General features: G+C 70.3%; 15 protein-coding genes. 13 read left to right on the top strand and 2 right to left on the bottom strand.

The window, feature by feature from the left end; all coding sequences use genetic code 11:
* Positions 1–389: 389 nt before the first annotated feature.
* Entirely contained in the window at positions 390–2717 is a 2328-nt protein-coding gene (locus tag E2169_RS04945; RefSeq protein ID WP_132985529.1) for a winged helix-turn-helix domain-containing protein, read from the bottom strand.
* A gap of 132 nt (positions 2718–2849) precedes the next feature.
* Positions 2850–3713, bottom strand: coding sequence for a helix-turn-helix transcriptional regulator (locus E2169_RS04940; protein ID WP_132985528.1), 864 nt, complete (start codon positions 3711–3713; stop codon positions 2850–2852).
* 389 nt (positions 3714–4102) lie between these two features.
* On the opposite strand from E2169_RS04940, the gene E2169_RS04935 reads away from it, so the two are divergent.
* The 13 genes from E2169_RS04935 (at position 4103) to ftsA (ending at position 20330) form a co-directional block, all read left to right on the top strand.
* Positions 4103–6997 (top strand): TonB-dependent receptor domain-containing protein, encoded by a 2895-nt coding sequence (locus tag E2169_RS04935; protein WP_132985527.1) that lies wholly within the window; start codon positions 4103–4105, stop codon positions 6995–6997.
* A 310-nt stretch (positions 6998–7307) separates the two neighbouring features.
* On the top strand, positions 7308–7754 hold the full coding sequence (gene mraZ, locus E2169_RS04930; protein ID WP_132985526.1) for a division/cell wall cluster transcriptional repressor MraZ: 447 nt from the start codon (positions 7308–7310) through the stop codon (positions 7752–7754).
* Positions 7751–8707, top strand: coding sequence for a 16S rRNA (cytosine(1402)-N(4))-methyltransferase RsmH (gene rsmH, locus E2169_RS04925; RefSeq protein ID WP_243707992.1), 957 nt, complete (start codon positions 7751–7753; stop codon positions 8705–8707). The genes mraZ and rsmH overlap by 4 nt, the downstream gene beginning before the upstream one ends.
* Entirely contained in the window at positions 8704–8967 is a 264-nt protein-coding gene (ftsL, locus tag E2169_RS04920) for a cell division protein FtsL (RefSeq protein WP_132985524.1), read from the top strand. The genes rsmH and ftsL overlap by 4 nt, the downstream gene beginning before the upstream one ends.
* Complete coding sequence (locus tag E2169_RS04915; protein WP_132985523.1) at positions 8964–10766, top strand: peptidoglycan D,D-transpeptidase FtsI family protein; 1803 nt, start codon at positions 8964–8966, stop codon at positions 10764–10766. The genes ftsL and E2169_RS04915 overlap by 4 nt, the downstream gene beginning before the upstream one ends.
* Entirely contained in the window at positions 10763–12238 is a 1476-nt protein-coding gene (locus E2169_RS04910; RefSeq protein WP_132985522.1) for a UDP-N-acetylmuramoyl-L-alanyl-D-glutamate--2,6-diaminopimelate ligase, read from the top strand. The genes E2169_RS04915 and E2169_RS04910 overlap by 4 nt, the downstream gene beginning before the upstream one ends.
* Positions 12235–13623 carry a UDP-N-acetylmuramoyl-tripeptide--D-alanyl-D-alanine ligase gene (locus tag E2169_RS04905; protein WP_132985521.1) on the top strand — a complete coding sequence of 463 codons (1389 nt, stop codon included), beginning with the start codon at positions 12235–12237 and terminating at the stop codon, positions 13621–13623. Before E2169_RS04910 ends, E2169_RS04905 begins: the two co-directional genes overlap by 4 nt.
* A complete protein-coding gene (gene mraY, locus E2169_RS04900) occupies positions 13613–14698 on the top strand; it encodes a phospho-N-acetylmuramoyl-pentapeptide-transferase (protein WP_132985520.1) in 1086 nt (361 codons plus the stop codon). The genes E2169_RS04905 and mraY overlap by 11 nt, the downstream gene beginning before the upstream one ends.
* Positions 14698–16008 (top strand): putative lipid II flippase FtsW, encoded by a 1311-nt coding sequence (ftsW, locus tag E2169_RS04895; protein WP_132985519.1) that lies wholly within the window; start codon positions 14698–14700, stop codon positions 16006–16008. The genes mraY and ftsW overlap by 1 nt, the downstream gene beginning before the upstream one ends.
* Entirely contained in the window at positions 16005–17459 is a 1455-nt protein-coding gene (gene murC / locus E2169_RS04890) for a UDP-N-acetylmuramate--L-alanine ligase (RefSeq protein ID WP_132985518.1), read from the top strand. The genes ftsW and murC overlap by 4 nt, the downstream gene beginning before the upstream one ends.
* Positions 17456–18394, top strand: a complete 939-nt coding sequence (locus E2169_RS04885; RefSeq protein WP_132985517.1) for a D-alanine--D-alanine ligase — start codon at positions 17456–17458, stop codon at positions 18392–18394. The genes murC and E2169_RS04885 overlap by 4 nt, the downstream gene beginning before the upstream one ends.
* Positions 18391–19098, top strand: coding sequence for a cell division protein FtsQ/DivIB (locus E2169_RS04880; RefSeq protein WP_165942331.1), 708 nt, complete (start codon positions 18391–18393; stop codon positions 19096–19098). The genes E2169_RS04885 and E2169_RS04880 overlap by 4 nt, the downstream gene beginning before the upstream one ends.
* Positions 19095–20330 (top strand): cell division protein FtsA, encoded by a 1236-nt coding sequence (gene ftsA, locus E2169_RS04875; RefSeq protein WP_132985515.1) that lies wholly within the window; start codon positions 19095–19097, stop codon positions 20328–20330. The genes E2169_RS04880 and ftsA overlap by 4 nt, the downstream gene beginning before the upstream one ends.
* Positions 20331–20388: the final 58 nt, after the last annotated feature.

The raw sequence follows: 20388 nt of genomic DNA, 5'->3' as shown, positions 1-20388 counted from the left end.
CGAAGCCGGCATTCCGCGCACCTGCAGCAACGCCGAGTCCCGTCGTGGCCGGGAGGCCTTCGCGGGGAAGTCAAGGAGGAGGCATCCGCCGCCAGGCGGATGCCGGGGGACATGAGCCGCGAAGGCCTCCCGGCCGCGGCGGGGCCCTCCAGATCACCGCGAGGCGTAGCGAAAGAAGCAGACACTCCTCGTCAAAGCCGCTTCCCCGGAGTTGGGAGATGAATCAAAAAAATTGCGCACGGCCCCGGGGGAGAGAGGAGGGCCGTGCGCAAGACTCACTTGGTTGATGGGCTTTCGCGCCCTTGGCCACAGTCTCGCGCGCGGCCCCCGGACATGCGTGGCGGGGGCTGCGCACTGGGTTTGCCGAAGTTGCGGTTTCGGCGGCGGCTTCAGCCGCCGTTCGGGCGCAGCGTTGCCACGCCGACGTCGGTCCGGTTCTCGGTCAGCACCGGCAGCACGAGGTGGCGGCGGTCCGAGCCGACCTGGAACCCTCCCCCCAGCAGCAGCCGCAGCCCGCGCAGCGTCGCCAGCCGCGTGACTTCGCCATCGCGCAGGGCATACGCCTGGAGCGTCGCGATCCCGGACCCGTCGCCCTGTGAGTGCAGCGACCACACCGCATCGCCCACCACCTGCCACGGTTCGTCGATCGGCAGCGGCGCGTCGCGCAGGGCGCGGAGGTCGTCTTCGGCATGGACCGCTACGCGACCCTCGCTGCCGGCCTCGGCCAGCAGCAAGGCGGTGCGCCCGTCCACCGTGGCGCGCTCGACCCGGAACGCCTGCAGCGGAGTCCGCTGGCCGCTGCAGACGGCGCCGTCGGCCGGCCGCCGACAGGCATGCAGGTACCAGCCATCGTCGCTCCAGCCGGCGTACCAGATCGAACGGTCATCGCTGGCGTAGACGGCGTTGCGCAGCGATGCGCTTGCTTCCGCCACGCGCTGCGACAGGCCCCGCTCGAAGTCGAACTCGTGCAGCTCGTGCCGCCCCTGCACGCGCAGCACGTACAGCACGCGGCGGCCATCGGCCGACAGCACCGGCGCTTCCACCATTCCCGCCTCGTGCCGGGTCAGCCGGGTGGCCTGGCCCTCGCCGCGGTCCAGGAGCCAGAGCTGCGAGCTGCCGTCGCGGTCGCTGGCGAACACCAGGCGGCTGTCGTCGGCCGACATCGCGGCGGAGAAGTCGCTTCCCGACGACGGTGCCAGCAGCCGCCTGGGGCCGCCTTCAAGCGGATACTCGACCAGAGCGGAGCGCCGCGCATCGAGCTGGAAGGCCAGGTTCCAGACGGTGCCGCCGATGTCCGGCGATGAGGCGTCGGGGATGCCCAGCGCGGTGATCCCACCATCGGCCAGGTCCAGCGCATAGAGCGCGCGATGGCCTTCGTGGTTGGAGGAGAGCACCAGCCCCGAGCCGTCGGGCAGCCAGTCGAAACCGAGGATCTCCGAGCGCAGCGTGGTCAGCCGCTTGACCGTGCCGCCGCTCGTGGACACCGAATACAGGTCGGAGGTGGGGTTGGTGTTGCCGCGGAACGCGATCTGCCGACCATCCGGCGAGAACCGCGGGTAGAGGTCGACGGCGGTTTCCAGGTACCCGTATTCAAAGGGTTCCCATGCCCATCCCTCTCCGCGCCGCAGCAAGGTGACGCGGGTGTCCGCGGCGCTGCCGGCGATGATCGCGGAGTAGGCGATCTGGTCGGCATCGGCCGGGTTCCAGTCCAGGTACACGACGCTGCGCGCCGGGCAGTCGCTGATCGGCTGCTGGCCGCCGCCGTCGATGCTGGTCACCCGGATCTCGCAGCGCGTGCCGTCGGCCGCGCGCCAGACATAGGCGATTTCGCGGCCGTCCGGCGACCAGGCCGGGCGTTCGGCGTGGTCGCCTGCGGCCAGTTCGATCGCCTCGGTGCCGTAAAGCGACTGCAGGAACAGGCCTGGCGGGTCGCCAAGGCGGTCCCGGCGGCTGTATACCAGCCAGTCACCGCCCGGGTTGAGCCGCGGATGGTCTTCGCTGCCGGGGGCGAAGGTGATGCGGCGGACAGGGCCGGCGGTGACGCCAGCGGCCGCCTCCGCGGGTGCGATTTCGGCGTCGCGCCGCCAGGGGCTCGCCAGCAGCAGCACCGCCGCCGCGGCGAGCAGCGCCACCATGGCCAGCGGCCGCAGCCAGCGCCGCGGCGCGGCTCTGGACGGCGCGGAATCTGCCGGGGCCGGCCGGGTGTCTTCCGGAGCCTCCGCGGGCGTCGCAGCCGCAGCCGCCGTCGTGGCCGGTGACCCCTCGATCGCAACGGAGGGCGAAGGCGCCGGTGGACTGTCGATCCCCGCCGCCGTCGCCTCACCGTCCGCCTCGTGCGCGGAGCCGCCTGCCTCGGCGGCGCCCAGCCACTGCACCTGCGCGATCAGGCGATAGCCGATCCGCGGGATGGTTTCGATATAGCCGGGTCGCTCGAGGTCGTCGCCGAAGGCGCGGCGCAGGGCGGTGATGGCATGCCCGACCACCCCCGGGGTGACGTGCACGCTGCCCCAGACCTCGTCGAGCAGTTCGTCGCGGGACACGGTCACGCCCGGCTCGCGGGCCAGCGCCAGCAGCACGGCCATGGCCTTGGGTTTCAGGCGCGTGGCCTGTCCGCCGGACTCCACCTGCAGCGCGCCGGCGTCGACGTGGAATGCGCCGACATCAAGTTGCTGGCGATGGCTGCCGTCGCGGCTGCGTTGGTCTGCGGCTCGGGGCAAGTTTCACCTGTGATCCGCGGCGGCGGGCCCGCCGGGCGGACGCACGGGCGGGCTGCGCGGGGGCGCCGCGGAGCTTCATATGGCGGAGTAGTGTAGCGCCGCGTAGCTGGCGGGCAGCTTTACGGCGCCAGCTCAGGCGGCGTCGGCGAGGTCCTGGCGGAACCGGGTCGCAGTGAGGCCGACGCACTTCTTGAACGAGCGCGCGAAGGCGAACCGGCTTTCGTAGCCGACGCTGGCCGCGACTTCGGAGATCGCCAGGTCGCTGTTGGCGATCAGGTCCTTGGCCAGTTCCATCCGCGTCTGGATCACCAGGTCGTGCGGCGTGATGCCGAACACGTCGCGGAAGCTGCGCAGGAAGTGCGACTTCGAGTAGCGCGCCGCAGCGGCCAGGCTGTCGAGATCGCTGCCTTCGAACGGCGAGTTCAGGATCCGGCTATGGGCGCTGAGCAGCCGCTGCACGGTCTGCCGACGGTGGCCCTCGGTGCGGCCGCTGGCCCGCGCCACCCAGTCACGGCTGGGGGCCTGGGCATCGCGCGCGGCCTGCAGGACGCTTCCCAGCAGGATGTCCATCGCCGGCCGCTGGCCATCGCCGGCCGCGCGTGCGACCGCGGCCACGGCGCGCAACAGGGCGCGGTCCATCGGCAGCACGGAGGAGAACAGCAGCGGACCCGGGCCCCGGCGCACGCCGACGCTGCGCAGGATCGCGGCCACGGCGGGTGGCGGCAGCGCCAGCGCCACCCAGTCGGCGCCGTCACGACCCAGCGCGCGCACGGCGGCGCCGGCCGGCAAGGCCAGGAAATGCCGGCGCGGCACCCGGAAGGCTCCGTCCGCGCCGCGTACCTCCACGCTTCCGCGCAGTACGCACCACAGCGACGGGGATGCCGCCGCGACCAGGGCATGGCTGCCGCGGCCGAAGCCGCGCACGCAATGCACGCCCTCCACGCCGGTCAGATCGATACCGCCGCCCTGTCCGGCGCGCCAGAACTCCACATCCACCACGGCTTGCCCCCTGTCACTGAAGTACGTGCCCAAGGCTGCGGGCCCGCGTGCCCGAAGTCGCGAAGCGGCGCGGACGTTTCGGCTCCAGGGCAGGACGTATCGATGACGTATCGATGAAACCCCGCATGGGCGCTGGCCTGGGGGCGCAGGGGGCGCTTCGCGGAGGCATGCCGCGCTGATCCCGAAAGCGGCGTTGAGGGCATCTCAAAAGCTCATGAACGCCCGGTGACAAATGCACCGGATCCGGCGGGATGGCGATTTCGGGCACGCCGAAGCGACAGCGCGAGCACCCCGTAGCGGCAGGCCCTCCCTAAGGTCGTCCGGTCGGCTTTTTTTAACGACGCCTTAACTGTTTGCACTCATCAACCAAAGATTTTGGAGTACTCATGAAGACAAGTTTGCTGCGGGACGCCATCCGCACGTCGCTGCTCGCCGGCGCGACCCTGGCGGTCTCGCTGCCCGCGCTCGCGCAGGACGCCACGGACGCCGCCGCTGCCACGACGCTTGATCGCATCGAGGTCACCGGTTCGCGTATCCGCCAGGTCGACATGGAGACGGCGCAGCCGGTGCTGACCATCAGTCGGCAGGACATCGAGGGCCAGGGCTTCCGCACCGTGTCCGACATCCTCCAGAACATGACCGCCGCCGGCTCCCCGGCGATCAGCCGCTCCGAGTCGCTCGCCTCCGGTGAAGCGGTTGGCGGCCAGTACATCGACCTGCGCAACCTCGGCGCCAATCGCACCCTGGTGCTGGTGAACGGCAAGCGCCTGGGCGTCACCACCGGCGGCCTGCAGGACGTGTCCTCGATCCCGTCGGTCATGGTCGACCGCATCGAGATCCTGAAGGACGGTGCCTCGTCGATCTACGGCTCCGACGCGATGGCCGGCGTGGTCAACATCATCACCCGCAAGAACTTCGACGGTGCCGAGGCCAATGCCTATTACGGCCAGTTCGGCGACGGCGACGGTGCCAAGGAAAGCTACGACTTCATCATGGGCATGTCCGGTGACCGCGGCTCGATCACCCTTGCCGCCGAGTACCACAAGGAAGACGGCGTCTGGGCCCGCGACCGCTGGTTCAGCCGTGACAGCTACCCCGGCTTCCCGGAGTACAGCCTCAGCCCGGTCGGACAGTGGGGCAACTACAACGCCAACAGCGGCCTGATCCAGCGCAACCCCGATGGCTCGCCGGTGCTCAACGCCGATGGCAACACCATTCCGCTGCCGGCCGACTGGTATGCCCCCAACCGCGACGGCAACGCCCTCGGTTCGGACGCGTTCCACCCGCAGACCAGCGACGACATGAGCAACGCCGCGCAGCAGATGCACGTGCTGACGCCGCTTGAGCGCCGCTCGCTGTACGTCAACGGCCAGTACGACCTCACCGAGAACATCCGCTTCTCGACCGACATGGGCTACAACAACCGCGTTTCCAACTCGCAGATCGCGGGCTACCCGGTGCAGTCGACCGCGCTCGGCGCGCCGATGTCCGCCGACAGCTACTTCAACCCGCTCGGCGACGGCCGCGCCGTCGACTGGCGCCGCCGCGGCTGGGAAAACCCGCGCACCACCGAGTCCGAGCTCACCACCTGGCGCTTCACCGCGGGCCTGGACGGCGCGTTCCAGGTCGGCGACCGCTACTTCGACTGGGATGCCGGCTATCTGTACAACAAGAACGAGCTGACCAAGATCAGCAACGGCAACTTCTACATCCCCAACGTCCGCAATGCCGTGGGTCCGTCGTTCATGGACGACGCCGGCAACGTGGTCTGCGGCGTTCCGGGCGCCGTGATCTCCGGCTGCACGCCGTGGAACCCCTTTGCGGGCTTCGGCACCGGCGAGGTCGCCAACTCGCTCGACGACGAGGCCGTGCGCGCCTACCTGTTCAAGCAGGAGCACGCGATGGGCGAAACCGAGACCACCAGCTACTTCGCCAACCTGGCCGGTTCCATCATGACCCTGCCGGCCGGCGACCTCGGCTTCGCGGTGGGCTACGAGTACCGCAAGGAGCAGGGCGGCTACACCCCCGACGCGATCTCGCAGTCGGGCGACTCGACCAACCTGGCCGCCGGCCCGACCTATGGCGAGTACGACGTCGACGAGTTCTACCTCGAGCTGAACGTGCCGGTGCTGGCCGACATGGCGTTTGCCCGTGAGCTGAGCTTCAACGTCGCCAGCCGCTATTCGGACTTCAGCACCTTCGGCGACACCACCAACAACAAGTTCGGCGTGAAGTGGCGTCCGATCGACGACCTGCTGGTCCGTGGCACCTGGGCCGAGGGCTTCCGCGCACCGACGATCTCCGACCTGTACGGCGGCGGTTCGCAGACCTTCACCACCGGCTTCCGCGACCCCTGCGACAGCGAATACGGCACCGTGGGCGGCTCGCAGCGCTGCCTGCAGGACGTGGCGGCGAACTACCGCCAGCAGCAGCAGGGCTTCATCCCGACCGACGGCCCCGCGGCGCAGACGCCGGTGCCGTTCACCAGCGGCTCCAACCCGCTGCTGTCGCCGGAGACGTCAGAGTCCAAGACCATCGGCCTGGTGTACAGCCCGTCCTGGGTCGAGGGCCTGAGCCTGACGCTCGACTGGTGGAACATCACCATCGAGAACACCCTGGTGTCCGACAGCCCGAACCAGATGCTCAGCGACTGCTACGTCGCGCTGATCGAGTCGCGCTGCTCGGGCTTCAGCCGTGACCCGGTGAGCGGCATCGTCAACGACCTCACCTATGGCCTGCGCAACGCCGGCTACCAGGAGACGGAAGGCTTCGACTTCGACATGTCCTACCGCGTGCAGACCGGCTACGGCAACATCGGGGCGACCTGGCAGAACACCTACGTCAGCAAGAACAACCTGAAGACCACCAACGAAGCCACCACGCCGGAATCGGTGTACGTCAGCTTCGGCGGCAACTTCCGCCTGCGTTCGAACCTGAACCTGAACTGGGACAACGGCCCGTTCTCGGCCAACTGGGGGATGCGCTACTACTCCTCGATGAAGGAAGAGTGCTACTTCGATTCGCTCTGCAACGTTCCCGGCTACGCGGCGCCTGACACCCAGGGCCAGAACGTGCCGATGAACGAGACCGGCTCGAACACCTTCCACGACGTCCAGTTCGCGGTGAAGACCCCGTGGAACGCGACGGTGGCGGTCGGTGCCAACAACGTGTTCAACCACTACGCGGCCCCGGCGTTCGACCAGCCGAACTCGAACTTCGCCTACTACGGCGGTTTCGACCTCGGCCGCTTCGTGTTCATGAAGTACCAGCAGCGCTTCTGATCGGCGCTGGGCGACACCGGCCGGGGTCCCGCAAGGGGCCCCGGCTTTTTTGTGCGCGAATGCACAGTTCGCGTGAAAACGGCGTTACGGTTCTTGAAATTTGAGAGTAAACAGCAGCTTGTGGATAAAGCTTGAACAAGTCTCTGAAGTGTTGCGCAAGTCATTGACCTGCCTGATGAAAATTCCTGTCGGCAGCTGTTGACAAGGGTGTGGAGCGCTCCTAAGGTGGCGATGCGTGGGGAGACCGGGAATATCGTGGTTTTTCCTATAGCATGAAGCCCGCCACAGACGGGCACGGAGCGGACAGCAAGTGTTGCAGGGCGAGCACGCCATCACGATCGACGACAAGGGACGGCTGGCGATTCCGACCAGCTACCGGGACCTTGTCGCGTCCGAATTCGGCAACCGCCTGGTCATCGCCTACAACCCCTTCGAGAAGGGCTCGCTCTACATCTATCCCCATGCCGCCTGGGAAAAGGTGCGTGATGGCGTCAACGCGCTGTCCAAGGTCAAGAAGGCCCACCGCAGCCTGCAGCTGAAGCTGGTCGGCGCGGCGACGGTCGTCGAGCCCGACGGCAACGGCCGCATCTCGATCCCGGCCAGCCACCGCAACGCCATCGGCATCGAAAAGAAGGCCGTGCTGCTGGGCATGGGCGACAAGTTCGAACTCTGGAGCGAACAGGCACATCGCACGCAGATCGAGACGCCGCTGGGCGACGACGATTTCGGCGACGAACTGGACGGGTTGCAGTTGTGACCGCGGGTGCCGCGGATGCCCGCTCCGCGCACCTTCCGGTCTTGTTTACGCAGGTCATGGAAGGGCTGCGCGTGTGTGAGGACGGAACCTACCTGGATGGCACCTTCGGCCGCGGCGGCCACGCGCGCGGCGTGCTGCAGGCGCTTGGGAGCGGAGGCCGGCTGCTGGTCATGGACAAGGATCCCGATGCGATCGCCGTCGCCGAGCGCGAGTTCGGAGCGGACCCGCGCGTCTCGATCCGCCGCGGCAGCTTCGCCGACCTCGGCCAGTGGGACGCCGTTGCCGACGGCCTGGACGGCGTGCTGTTCGACCTCGGCGTGTCCTCGCCCCAGCTCGACGTCGCCGCGCGCGGCTTCAGCTTCGGCAAGGACGGCCCGCTGGACATGCGCATGGACCCCGATTCCGGCGAAAGCGCCGCGGAGTGGCTTGCACGCGCGCCGGCCGACGAGATCGCCGACGTGCTCTGGACCTATGGCGAGGAGCGCATGAGCCGCCGCATCGCCCGCGCGATCGTCGAGCGCCGCGCACAGGCGCCGATCACCCGCACCGCCGAACTCGCCGAGCTCATCGCCTCGGTGATGCCGCGTCCGAAGCCCGGCCGCCACGCGATCCATCCCGCCACGCGCTCCTTCCAGGGCATCCGCATCCACATCAACCGCGAGCTGGCCGACCTCGAGGCGGGCCTCGAAGCCGCCCAGGTCGCACTGCATCCGGGCGGACGCCTGGCGGTGATCAGCTTCCACTCGTTGGAAGACCGCATCGCCAAACGCTTCATCGCCGCCCGTGCAAAGCCGCCGGCGGGCAACCGTCGCCTGCCCGAAGCCACGCCCTTCGTGCCGACGCTGCGCGAGATCGGCGGCGCGATCCGCGCCGGCTCGGACGAACTCGCCGGCAACCCGCGCGCGCGCAGCGCCGTGCTGCGCGTGGCCGAGAAGCTGGAGGCGCGTCCGTGACCCGTTTCCTGGTCATCGTGCTGCTGATCGCCAACGTGCTCGCCGCGATCGGCGTGGTGCACGCGCGCCACCAGCACCGCCAGCTGTTCGTCGAGCTGACCCGCCTGGTCGACGAACGCGACGAACTGAATATCGACTTCGGCCGGCTGCAGATCGAGCAGGCCACCTGGGCCGAGGCCAACCGCATCGACCACGTCGCGCGCATGCGGCTGGGCATGAAGTTCCCGGAAGCCGGGGACATCGTGGTGGTGCGGCCATGAAGTTCCGTCGCGACCGCAGCGGCACCGTCCGGCCCCGCGGTCGCGCGCAGTTCAACCTGCGCGGGCGGCTGAAGCTGGTGGTCGGCGTGCTCGGCGCCTGCGGCGTCGTGCTGGTGGCGCGCGCGGTCGACCTGCAGCTGGTCGACAACGCCTACTACCAGCAGAAGGCCGACTCGCGCTTCCTGCGCGAGATCCCGATCCCGACCTCGCGCGGCATGATCACCGACCGCAACGGCGAGCCGCTGGCGGTGTCGTCGCCGGTGGACAGCGTCTGGGGCAATCCGCAGGAGCTGCTGAAGACGCCGGATCGCCTGCCGGAGCTGGCCGAAGCGCTGGGCGTGCCGCTCGATCATCTGGAGCGCCGGCTGGCGCAGCGCGCGGACAAGGAGTTCGTCTACCTCAAGCGCCGCATCAATCCCAGCGAGGCCGAGCTGATCCTGGCCCGCAAGATCCCGGGCGTGTTCTCGCAGCGCGAGTTCCGCCGCTTCTACCCGCAGGGCGAGGCACTGGCGCACGTGCTGGGCTTCACCAACATCGACGACGCCGGCCAGGAGGGCGTGGAGCTCGCGTTCGACGAGTGGCTGAGCGGCATTCCGGGCGCGCAGAAGGTGATCCGCGACCGCCGCGGCCGCATCGTCGAGAACGTCGACCTGGTGCGCGCCGCGCAGCCGGGCAAGGACCTCACGCTCAGCATCGACCGCCGCATCCAGTACCTCGCGCACCGCGAGCTGCGCGCCACGCTGCAGCGCACCGGCGCCGTCGCGGGCTCGGCGGTGGTGCTCGATATCGCCACCGGCGAGATCCTCGCCATGGCCAACCTGCCCACCTTCAATCCGAACGCGGTCACCGGCGAGCACCGCGATGCGCGCCGCAACCGCGCGGTCACCGACCTGATCGAGCCGGGTTCGACGATCAAGCCGATCACCGTGGCCGCCGGGCTCGAAGCCGGCGTGATCACCGTGAACACGATCTTCGACACCAATCCCGGCTGGATCGCCAACGGCCGCTACCGCACCACCGACCACCGCAACCTGGGCGTGCTCGACACCACGGGCGTGATCACCAAGAGCTCCAACATCGGCACGTCGATGATCGTGCAGAAGCTGGACAACCAGTACTTCCACGACTTCCTGGCACGGCTGGGCTACGGCAAGAGCACCGGCAGCGGCTTCCCGGGCGAGGCCTCCGGCCTGCTGCAGCCGGCGGACGGCTGGAGCGGCACCACCAAGCAGACCATGAGCTACGGCTACGGCCTGTCGGCCACGCCGCTGCAGATCGCGCATTCCTATGCCACGCTGGCCAACCACGGAAGGGCGATGCAGCCGACCCTGGTCAAGGGCCAGCACGCCGAGCCCCGGCAGGTGCTGTCGGCCGGGATCGCCGACACCGTGCTGCGCATGATGCAGACGGTCACCGAGCCCGGCGGCACCGCCATCCAGGCCGCGATCCCGGGCTACCACGTGGCCGGCAAGACCGGCACCGCGCGCAAGGCGTCCGGCGGCGGCTACTCGCGCCGCTACGTGTCCTTTTTCGCCGGCGTGGTGCCGGTGGAGAACCCGCGCTTCGCGATGGCGGTGGTGATCGACGATCCCGATCCGACCAAGGGCATCTACGGTGGCCCGGTGTCGGCGCCGGTGTTCCAGACCGTGATGGACGGCGCGCTGCGGCTGATGGACGTGCCGCCCGACGACATCGAGACCTGGCTGGCCGAACAGGCGAAGCAGCAGGCGAAGGAGCGCGCGCGCAACGCGCCGCGCGTTGCGGCCACGCCCGCAGTGGCATCGGGAGCAGGTCAGTGAGCCCCCGCATGCCGCTTAGCGAACTGCTGCCCGACGTCGCCGGCGTGCCGGCCACGCTCGAGGTCTCGGGCCTCGTGCTCGACAGCCGCACGGTGCGCCCGGGCGACGGCTTCGTCGCGATCGGCGGCTTCGGCACGCACGGCCTGCACTTCGCCGGGCGCGCGCTGGCCGACGGTGCCGCGGCGGTGATGTACGAGCCGCCAGTGCCTGCCGACGTGCCGGCGCCCCCGCCGGGCGCCATCGCCGTGCCGGGCCTGCGCGCGCGCATGGGCGCGATGGCCGATGCATTCCACGGCCGGCCTTCGGCTGCGATGTCGACGGTCGCGATCACCGGGACCAACGGCAAGACCTCCACCGTGCAGCTGCTCGCCCAGGCCTGGGAGCTGCTCGGTCGCCGCGCCGCGAGCATCGGCACGCTCGGCGCCGGCCTGCACGGCGCGCTGCGCCCGACCGGCTTCACCACGCCGCTGGTGCTGCAGGTGCATGAGCTGCTCGCCGAACTGCGCGACGCCGGCGCGCAGGCGGTGGCGATGGAAACCAGTTCGCACGCGCTCGACCAGGGCCGCGTGGACGCCGTGCACTTCCAGGTCGGCGTGTTCACCAACCTCACCCGCGACCACCTCGACTACCACGGCGACATGGCCACCTATGGCATCGCCAAGGAACGCCTGTTTTCAGTGCAGGGGCTGGCGGCGGCGGTGGTGAACATCGACGACGGCTTCGGCCGCGAACTGTTCGCGCGCCTGCCCGAGCGCCTGCGCCGCATCGGCACCAGCGCGCGCGCCGCGGACGCAGCGACCATCACGGCGTCGGCCATCGTGCTCGATGCCGCGGGCATCGCCTTCGACCTGCGCGTCGGGCGCGAGAGCCACCCGGTGCGTTCGCCGCTGCTCGGCCGCTTCAATATCGAGAACCTGCTGGCCGTGGCCGGCGTGCTGCATGCCCAGGACATCGCCGCCGCCGACATCGCGCGCGTGCTCGGCCAGCTGCAGCCGATCGCCGGCCGCATGAACCGCCTCGGCGGCCAGGGCGGCCTGCCGCTGGTGGTGGTCGATTACGCGCACACGCCCGACGCCCTGGAACAGGCGCTGGCCGGCGTGCGCGCGCACGCCGCCGGGCGCATCACCTGCGTCTTCGGCTGCGGCGGCGAGCGCGACCGCGGCAAGCGCCCCGAAATGGCGGCCGCCGCGGAGCAGGGCGCCGATGCCGTGGTGGTCACCGACGACAACCCGCGCGGCGAAGACGGCGATGCCATCGTCGCCGACATCATGGCCGGCTTCAGCGATCCCTCCTCGGTGACGGTGGAGCGCGACCGTGCCGCCGCGATCGAGCGCGCCGTCGGCGCCGCCGGCCCCGGCGACATCGTGCTGGTTGCCGGCAAGGGCCACGAGCCCTACCAGGAAATCGACGGCGTGCGCCATCCCTTCGACGACCGCGACGTGGCGCAGCGCGCCCTGGGAGCGCGGGCATGAAGCCGCTCCTGCTCTCCCGCATCGCCCAGGCCTGCAATGGCCGCCTGCAGGGCGGGGACCTCATGGTCGACGCGATCGTGACCGACAGCCGCACGCTGTCGGCCGGCAGCGGCGCGCCATTGTTCGTGGCGATCGCGGGCGAGAATTTCGACGGCCACGAGCACGTGGCCGCGGCGGCATCCAAGGGCGCAGTGGCGGCCCTGGTCTCGCGCCCGGTCGACGCGGAGCTGCCGCAGGTCGTGGTGGGCGATACCGTCGAGGCCCTGGGTTCGCTTGCCGCCGCGCTGCAGACCGTGCGCAGCGGGCAGGACGTGGTCGCGATCACCGGCAGCAACGGCAAGACCAGCGTCAAGGAGCTGGTGCTGTCGATCCTCCGCGGCGTCGCCTCCGTCACCGCCAGCCCCGGCAACCGCAACAACGAGATCGGCCTGCCGCTGGCGATCATCGACGCCGACGACGACGCCCGCTTCGCCGTGTACGAAATGGGCGCGGGCAAGCCCGGCGACATCGCCTACCTCGCCGCCATCGCGCGCCCGCGCGTGGCCCTGGTCAACAACATCGCGCCGGCGCACCTGGAACGCATGGGCAGCCTGGCCACCGTCGCCGACACCAAGGCCGCGATCTATGACGCGCTGCCCGCGGACGGCACCGCGGTGATCAACGCCGACGACGCCTTCGAATCCTTTTTCGCCGAACGCGCGCACGGCCGTCGTCTGCTGCGCTTCGGCTTCGGCGCCCGCGCCGACGTCAGCGCCCGCGACATCGCCCTGCGCGAGGACGGCAGCGATTTCACCCTGGTCACGCCGGACGGCGAGGCCACCGTGTCGCTGTCGCTGCCCGGCCGGCACAACATCGCCAACGCCATGGCCGCCGCCACCCTGGCGCTGGCCTGCGGCGCGCCGCTTGCCGCCATCGCCGAAGGGCTGACGGGCGCGCGGCCGGTGGAAGGCCGCCTGGTGCGCCGCCGCCTGCCGGGCGGTGCCTGGCTGGTGGACGACAGCTACAACGCGAACCCCGGCTCGCTCGCCGCGGCCATCGACACCCTGGCGGCCACGCGCGGTGGTGGCTGGCTGGTGCTGGGCGACATGCGCGAGCTGGGCGTGGACGCGATCGCGCTGCACGAAGCCGCGGGCCGGCGCGCCCGCGAGGCCGGCGTGGCGAAGCTGTTCGCGCTCGGGCCGCTGGCCGCGAAGGCGGCGGAGGCGTTTGGCGAGGGTGCGGCGGTGTCCGGATCGCACGCGGAGCTGGCGGCAACGCTGATCGCCGCAATGGTCGCGGCACCCGGTGCCGATGCACCCACCATCCTCGTGAAGGGATCGCGCGGCAGCGCGATGGATCGCGTGGTCCGCGCGCTGCTGGAAGGAGGCGATACCGATGCTGCTTGAACTCACGCGCTGGCTGGAGCAGCTCGAGGGCCTGTTCGGCCTGTTCGGCTACCTCACCTTCCGCGGCATCCTCGCCGCGCTCACCGCACTGTTCCTGTCGCTGTGGTGGGGCCCGGCGGTGATCCGGAAGCTCGCCCAGTACAAGGGTGGCCAGCCGATCCGCCAGGACGGTCCGCAGACCCACTTCTCCAAGGCCGGCACGCCGACCATGGGCGGCGGCCTGATCCTGCTCACCGTGCTCGCATCGACGCTGCTCTGGGGCGACCTGCGCAACCGCTACGTCTGGGTGGTGCTGGCGGTGATGGTCGCCTTCGGCGCCATCGGCTGGTGGGACGACTGGATCAAGATCGTCAAGCGCGATCCCAACGGCATGCGTTCGCGCACCAAGTACGCGCTGCAGTCGCTGTTCGGCCTGGCCGCCGGCCTGTTCCTGCTCTACACCGCCGACACCCCGGCGGCGACCACGTTCTACATCCCCTTCTTCAAGGCCGTGGCGCTGCCGCTGGCCGGTCTCTCCTTCGTGGTGATCGCCTACTTCTGGATCGTCGGCTTCTCCAACGCCGTGAACCTGACCGACGGCCTCGACGGCCTGGCGATCATGCCCACCGTGCTGGTCGCCTGCGCCCTGGGCGTGTTCGCCTATGCCTCGGGCCACGCGCAGTTCGCCGAATACCTGCAGATCCCGCGCGTGCCCGGCGCCGGCGAGCTGGTGATCATCTGCGCGGCGATTGCCGGGGCAGGGCTCGGCTTCCTGTGGTTCAACACCTATCCGGCGATGGTGTTCATGGGCGACATCGGCGCGCTGGCGCTTGGCGCCGTGCTCGGCACGGTCGCGGTGATCGTGCGCCAGGAACTGGTGCTGGTGGTGATGGGCGGCATCTTCGTCATCGAGACGCTCTCGGTGATCATCCAGGTGGCCTCGTTCAAGCTCACCGGCAAGCGCGTGTTCCGGATGGCGCCGATCCACCACCACTTCGAGCTCAAGGGCTGGCCGGAGCCGCGCGTGATCGTCCGCTTCTGGATCATCTCGGTGGTCCTGGTCCTCGTCGGCCTCGCCACGTTGAAGGTGCGCTGATGGACCGGACCCACGACCGCAGCAGCCAAGCCGTCCGCCTCGAGTCCATCGGCGGGCGCTTCGACCCGTGGATGCTCGGCGCCGTGATCGCGCTGGCCGCGCTGGGCATCGTGATGGTGGCCTCGAGCTCGATCGCGGTCGGCGAGGAACTGGGCGTCGGCCCGTACTACTTCCTGGTGCGCCACGTGATGTTCATGGCCCTGGGTGCGGGCCTGGCCTGGTGGGCGATGCGCACCGAGCTCAAGACCATCGAGCGTTTCGACCGGCTGCTGCTGGTCGGCTGCTTCGTGGCCCTGCTGCTGGTGTTCGTGCCGGGCATCGGCCACACCGTCAACGGCGCGCAGCGCTGGATCAACCTGGGCGTGTCCAACTTCCAGGCGGTCGAGGCGGTGAAGGTGATGTACATCGTCTGGCTCGCCAGCTACCTGGTGCGCTTCCGCGACGAGGTCAACGCCACCTGGGGCGCGATGCTCAAGCCCATCGGCGTGACCATCGTGCTGATGGTGCTGCTGGCGCTGCAGCCGGACTTCGGCTCGCTGGCGCTGCTGCTGGCGATCACCGCCGGCATGCTGGTGCTGGGCGGCGTGCACCTGCCGCGCATGGCCGCGCCGGTGCTGGCGCTGCTGCCGGTGCTGGCCCTGGTGGCGATCGCCGAGCCCTACCGCATGCGCCGCCTGACGTCCTTCATGGATCCCTTCGCCGATCCCTTCAACAGCGGCTACCAGCTGGCCAACGCGCTGATGGCGGTGGGTCGCGGCGAGTTCTGGGGCGTGGGCCTGGGCGCGTCGATCCAGAAGCTCAACTACCTGCCCGAGGCGCACACCGACTTCATCCTGGCGGTGATCGCGGAAGAGCTCGGCTTCGTCGGCGTCTGCCTGGTGATCGGCCTGTACGCGCTGCTGGTCGGCCGCGCCTTCCTGGTGGGCCTGCGCTGCGTGGAGACGCGCCGCCACTTCGCCGGCTACATCGCCTTCGGCATCGCGCTGTGGCTGAGCCTGCAGGCGCTGGTGTCGATCGGCGTCAACCTCGGCCTGCTGCCGACCAAGGGACTGACCCTGCCGCTGGTGTCGTCCGGCGGCTCCAGCGTGATGATGACCTGCGTCGCCGTGGGCCTGCTGCTGCGCGTGTCCTACGAGCTCGACCGCACCCAGCGCCAGGTCGCCCGCCTGCGCGGCGAAGGCGCTGCGCCCGCCGCCAGCCAGTCGCCACCGCCGCCGACCGCGCAGCCGGTGCCGTCGCTGGCCGCGCGCGGCACGGCCCGTTTGCGCCAGCGCATCGAACCCAGGCTCACGCCGGGAGCACAGGCATGATCCAGCGCCTCCACGACACCCACGGCGTGCCGATGGCCGACTTCGCGCGGCGGCATTCGCGCGTGCACTTCATCGGCATCGGCGGCACCGGCATGAGCGGCATCGCCGAAGTGCTGTGCACGCTGGGCTACCAGGTCTCGGGTTCGGACACCGCCGACAGCGCGGTCACCCGCCGCCTGGCCAGCCTCGGCGCCACCGTGCACCGCGGCCACGCCGCGGCCAACGTGCTCGGCACCGACTGCGTGGTCATCTCCAGCGCCATCGGGCCCGACAACCCGGAGCTGATGGGCGCGCGCGCGCAGCGCATCCCGGTGGTGCCGCGCGCGGAAATGCTGGCCGAGCTGATGCGTTTCCGCCGCGGCGTCGCCGTGGCCGGCACCCACGGCAAGACCACCACCACCTCGCTGCTCGCAAGCGTGCTGGCCGAGGGCGGGCTCGACCCGACCTTCGTGATCGGCGGCAAGCTGCTGGCCGCCGGTGCCAACGCGCGCCTGGGCGGCGGCGACTGGCTGGTGGCCGAGGCCGACGAGAGCGACGGCAGCTTCCTGCGCCTGAACCCGCTGGTGGCCATCGTCACCAACATCGACGTCGATCATCTCGAGAACTACGGCGGCGACTTCGCCCGCGTGCAGCAGGCCTTCTCCGAGTTCCTGCACCGGCTGCCGTTCTACGGCCTGGCCGTGCTGTGCATCGACGACCCCGAGGTCGAGGCCCTGTCCGGCGCGGTGTCGCGCCACGTCATGACCTACGGCTTCCATGCCGATGCCGACGTGCGCGCCGACAACGTGCGCCAGGACGGCCCGACCATGTACTTCGACCTGATGCTGCCCGACGCGTCGGTCACGCCGATGGAGCTGGCGCTGCCCGGCCGCCACAACGTGCAGAACGCGCTGGCCGCGGCCGCCGTCGCCTGGCAGCTGGGCGTGAAGCCCGGTGCGATCCGCGCCGCGCTGGCGAAGTTCGAGGGCATCGGCCGCCGCTTCAACCGCCTGGCCGAACTGACCACCGCGCGCGGCGCCACCGTGCAGCTGGTCGACGATTACGGCCACCACCCGCGCGAACTCGCCGCGGTGTTCGAGGCCGCCCGCGGCGGCTGGCCCGAGCGCCGCCTGGTGGTCGCCTTCCAGCCGCACCGCTACAGCCGCACCCGCGACCTGCTCGACGACTTCGCCGGCGTGCTGTCCGACGTCGACGCGCTGGTGCTGACCGAGGTCTATCCCGCCGGCGAGCAGCCGCTCGCCAATGCCGACGCGCGTGCGTTGGCGCGGGCGATCCGCGCCCGCGGCCGCATCGACCCGGTGGTGGTCAACGGCCCCGCCGACCTGCGCGGCGTGCTGCCCGACATCCTCGAGGACGGCGACCTGCTGCTGGTGATGGGCGCCGGCGACATCGGCCAGATCGCTCAGAACCTGGTCGCCGAAGGCTTCCCGAAAGAAGGGGAGGACGCGTGAGCGAGCGCCTGCCCGCGCTGCGCGTGACCGATCCCGCGGCCTTCGGGCGCGTGGCCGTGCTCATGGGCGGCGACACCAGCGAGCGCGAGGTGTCGCTGGACTCCGGCGGCAACGTGCTCGCGGCGCTGCGTTCGCGCGGCGTCGATGCGCAGGGCGTCGACGGCGTGCCCGCGCTGCTCGATGCGCTGCAGGCCGGCCGCTTCGACCGCGTGTTCAACATCCTCCACGGCGGCGTCGGCGAGAACGGCGTGCTGCAGGGCCTGCTCGCCGCGCTGCGCGTGCCGTACACCGGCTCCGACGTGCTCGGCTGCGCGCTCACGCTCGACAAGATCCGCACCAAGCAGGTGTGGCTGTCCGAAGGCCTGCCCACGCCGCGTTACGAACGCCTGCCCAGAGGCGCCGACCTGCGTGCCGCCGCGCAGCGCCTGGGCCTGCCGGTGTTCGTGAAGCCGTCCAGCGAAGGCTCCAGCGTGGGCGTATTCCGCGTGCTGGCCGAGTCCGACCTCGCGCCCGCCATCGCATTCGCCGCGAGCTACGACGGCGAACTGCTGATGGAGCAGATGGTGCGCGGCGATGAACTCACCGTCGGCATCCTCGGCGATGTCGCGCTGCCGTCGATCCGCATCGTGCCCGCCGGCGAGTGGTACGACTACCACGCCAAGTACGTCGCCGAAGACACGCAGTACCTGTGCCCCGGACTCGAAGGCGAGGACGAAGCCGCACTGCGCGCGCTCGCGCTGCGCGCCTTCCGCGCCGCCGCCTGCAGCGGCTGGGGCCGGGTGGACGTGATGCGCGACCGCGAACGCGGCCTGCAGCTGATCGAGATCAATACCGCGCCCGGCATGACCAGCCATTCGCTGGTGCCCAAGGCCGCCGGCGAGCTCGGCTGCGACTACGCAGAACTGTGCTGGCGCGTGCTGGAGCAGACGCTGTGAACGCGCTCGCCCGCATCCTTGCCTGGTCCCTGGCGGTGGCGCTGATCGCGCTGCCGGTGGTGGCCGTGGTCCAGGGCTGGATCGGCGCCGATCGCTGGCCGCTGCGCACGCTGCGCATCAACGACAACCTGCAGCAGGTCGATCCGGCCGCGGTGCGCGCGGCGGTGCTGCCATACGCGCAGCAGGGCTTCTTCGCCGTGCGCCTGGACGACGCGCGCACGGCCGTGGCCGTGCTGCCGTGGGTGGAGCAGGTCGAGGTCGGCAAGCGCTGGCCCGATGTGCTCGAAGTGCGCGTGCAGGAGCACCGTCCCTTCGCGCGCTGGGGCGACGACCGCCTGCTGTCGCAGCAGGGCCGCGTCTTCCCCGCCGAAGGCATCGACATGCCGCAGGGCCTGCCGCTGCTGCACGGTCCCGATGGCCGCGCTTCGGACGTGGTCGAGCTGTACCACGCTGCGCGCGTGCAGTTCGCGCCGGCGGGCTACAGCGTGCGCGCGCTGCTGCTCGACAGCCGCGGCAGCTGGGCGCTGGTCCTTTCCAACGGCACCGAGGTGGTGATCGGCAGCCACCAGGTGCGCACCCGCATGGCGCGCTTCGCCCGCCAGCTTCCGCAGCTCCTGGCGCAGCGGCAGCAGCCGTTGTCGCGCGCCGATCTCCGCTACACGAATGGTTTTGCCCTGACCTGGGCCGAGGAACGCAACGCATGAACCGCAAAGGCGACAAGGCCCTGATCGTCGGCCTCGACATCGGCACCTCCAAGGTGGTGGCCCTGGTCGGCGAGTACTCGCCGGGCAACCCCATCGAGGTGATCGGCATCGGCAGCCACGAATCGCGCGGGCTCAAGCGCGGCGTGGTCGTGGACATCGAGTCGACGGTGCAGTCGATCCAGCGCGCGATCGAAGAGGCCGAGCTCATGGCCGGCTGCGACATCCGCTCGGTCTACGCCTCGATCTCGGGCAGCCACGTGCAGTGCAAGAACTCGCCGGGCATCGTCCCGATCCGCGACGGCGAGGTCACCTGGAGCGACCTCGACCGCGTGCTCGACGCCGCCAAGGCGGTCGCGATCCCGGCCGACCAGCGCATCCTGCATGCGATCCCGCGTGAGTACGTGCTCGACGATTCGCAGGAAGGCATCCGCAACCCCGTCGGCATGACCGGCGTGCGCCTGGAGGTGCACGCGCACCTGGTGGTCTGCGCGCAGTCGGCCGCGGCCAACATCTCCAAATGCGTGCAGCGCTGCGACCTGCAGATCGACGACCTGGTGCTGTCGTCGCTGGCCTCGAGCACCGCCGTGCTGACCAGCGACGAGCGCGAACTGGGCGTGGTGATGGTCGACATCGGCGCCGGCACCACGGACCTGGCCGTGTTCGTGCAGGGCGCGATCTGCCACACCTCCAGCCTGCCGATCGCCGGCGACAAGGTCACCGAGGACATCGCGCACATGCTGCGCACGCCCACGCCGGAAGCCGAGCAGATCAAGGTCCGCTACGCCTGCGCGCTCGCGCAGCTGGCGACCAGCGAAGAGTCGATCCAGGTGCCGAGCGTCGGCGACCGCCCGCCGCGGCGCCTGCCGCGGCAGTCGCTGGCGCAGGCGGTGCAGGCCCGCTACGAGGAGATCTTCGAGATGGTGCAGGCCGAACTGCGCCGCTCGGGCTTCGAGCAGCACGTGCGCGCCGGCATGGTGCTCACCGGCGGCGCCGCGAAGATGGAAGGCGTGGTCGAGCTGGCCGAGGAAATGCTGCAGATGCCGGTGCGCGTGGGCATCCCGCAGCACGTCACCGGACTCGGCGAAGTGGTGAACAACCCGGTCCACGCCACCGGCGTCGGCCTGCTGCTGATGGGCAGCCAGATCGAGAATCCGCGGCGCCCCGTGCTGCCCACCGGCCGCGCCGGCAGCCTGCTGAAGAAGCTCAAGACCTGGTTCAACGGAGAGTTCTGACCATGGCCAAGCACATGCGAATGCCGGAACGGCCATGGCCGCGGAAACGGACAGGGCG

It is taken from the genome of Luteimonas terricola (assembly GCF_004352845.1).
GTDB lineage: Bacteria > Pseudomonadota > Gammaproteobacteria > Xanthomonadales > Xanthomonadaceae > Luteimonas > Luteimonas terricola.
This window is presented reverse-complemented; position numbering and strand designations above follow the sequence as displayed.

Bases quoted from the DNA above. Each gene is read 5' to 3' on its own strand.
- ftsA (WP_132985515.1), top strand. From the start codon at position 19,095: ATGAACCGCAAAGGCGACAAGGCCCTGATCGTCGGCCTCGACATCGGC.
- E2169_RS04905 (WP_132985521.1), top strand. From the start codon at position 12,235: ATGAAGCCGCTCCTGCTCTCCCGCATCGCCCAGGCCTGCAATGGCCGC.
- E2169_RS04915 (WP_132985523.1), top strand. From the start codon at position 8,964: ATGAAGTTCCGTCGCGACCGCAGCGGCACCGTCCGGCCCCGCGGTCGC.
- mraY (WP_132985520.1), top strand. From the start codon at position 13,613: ATGCTGCTTGAACTCACGCGCTGGCTGGAGCAGCTCGAGGGCCTGTTC.
- ftsW (WP_132985519.1), top strand. From the start codon at position 14,698: ATGGACCGGACCCACGACCGCAGCAGCCAAGCCGTCCGCCTCGAGTCC.
- E2169_RS04935 (WP_132985527.1), top strand. From the start codon at position 4,103: ATGAAGACAAGTTTGCTGCGGGACGCCATCCGCACGTCGCTGCTCGCC.
- murC (WP_132985518.1), top strand. From the start codon at position 16,005: ATGATCCAGCGCCTCCACGACACCCACGGCGTGCCGATGGCCGACTTC.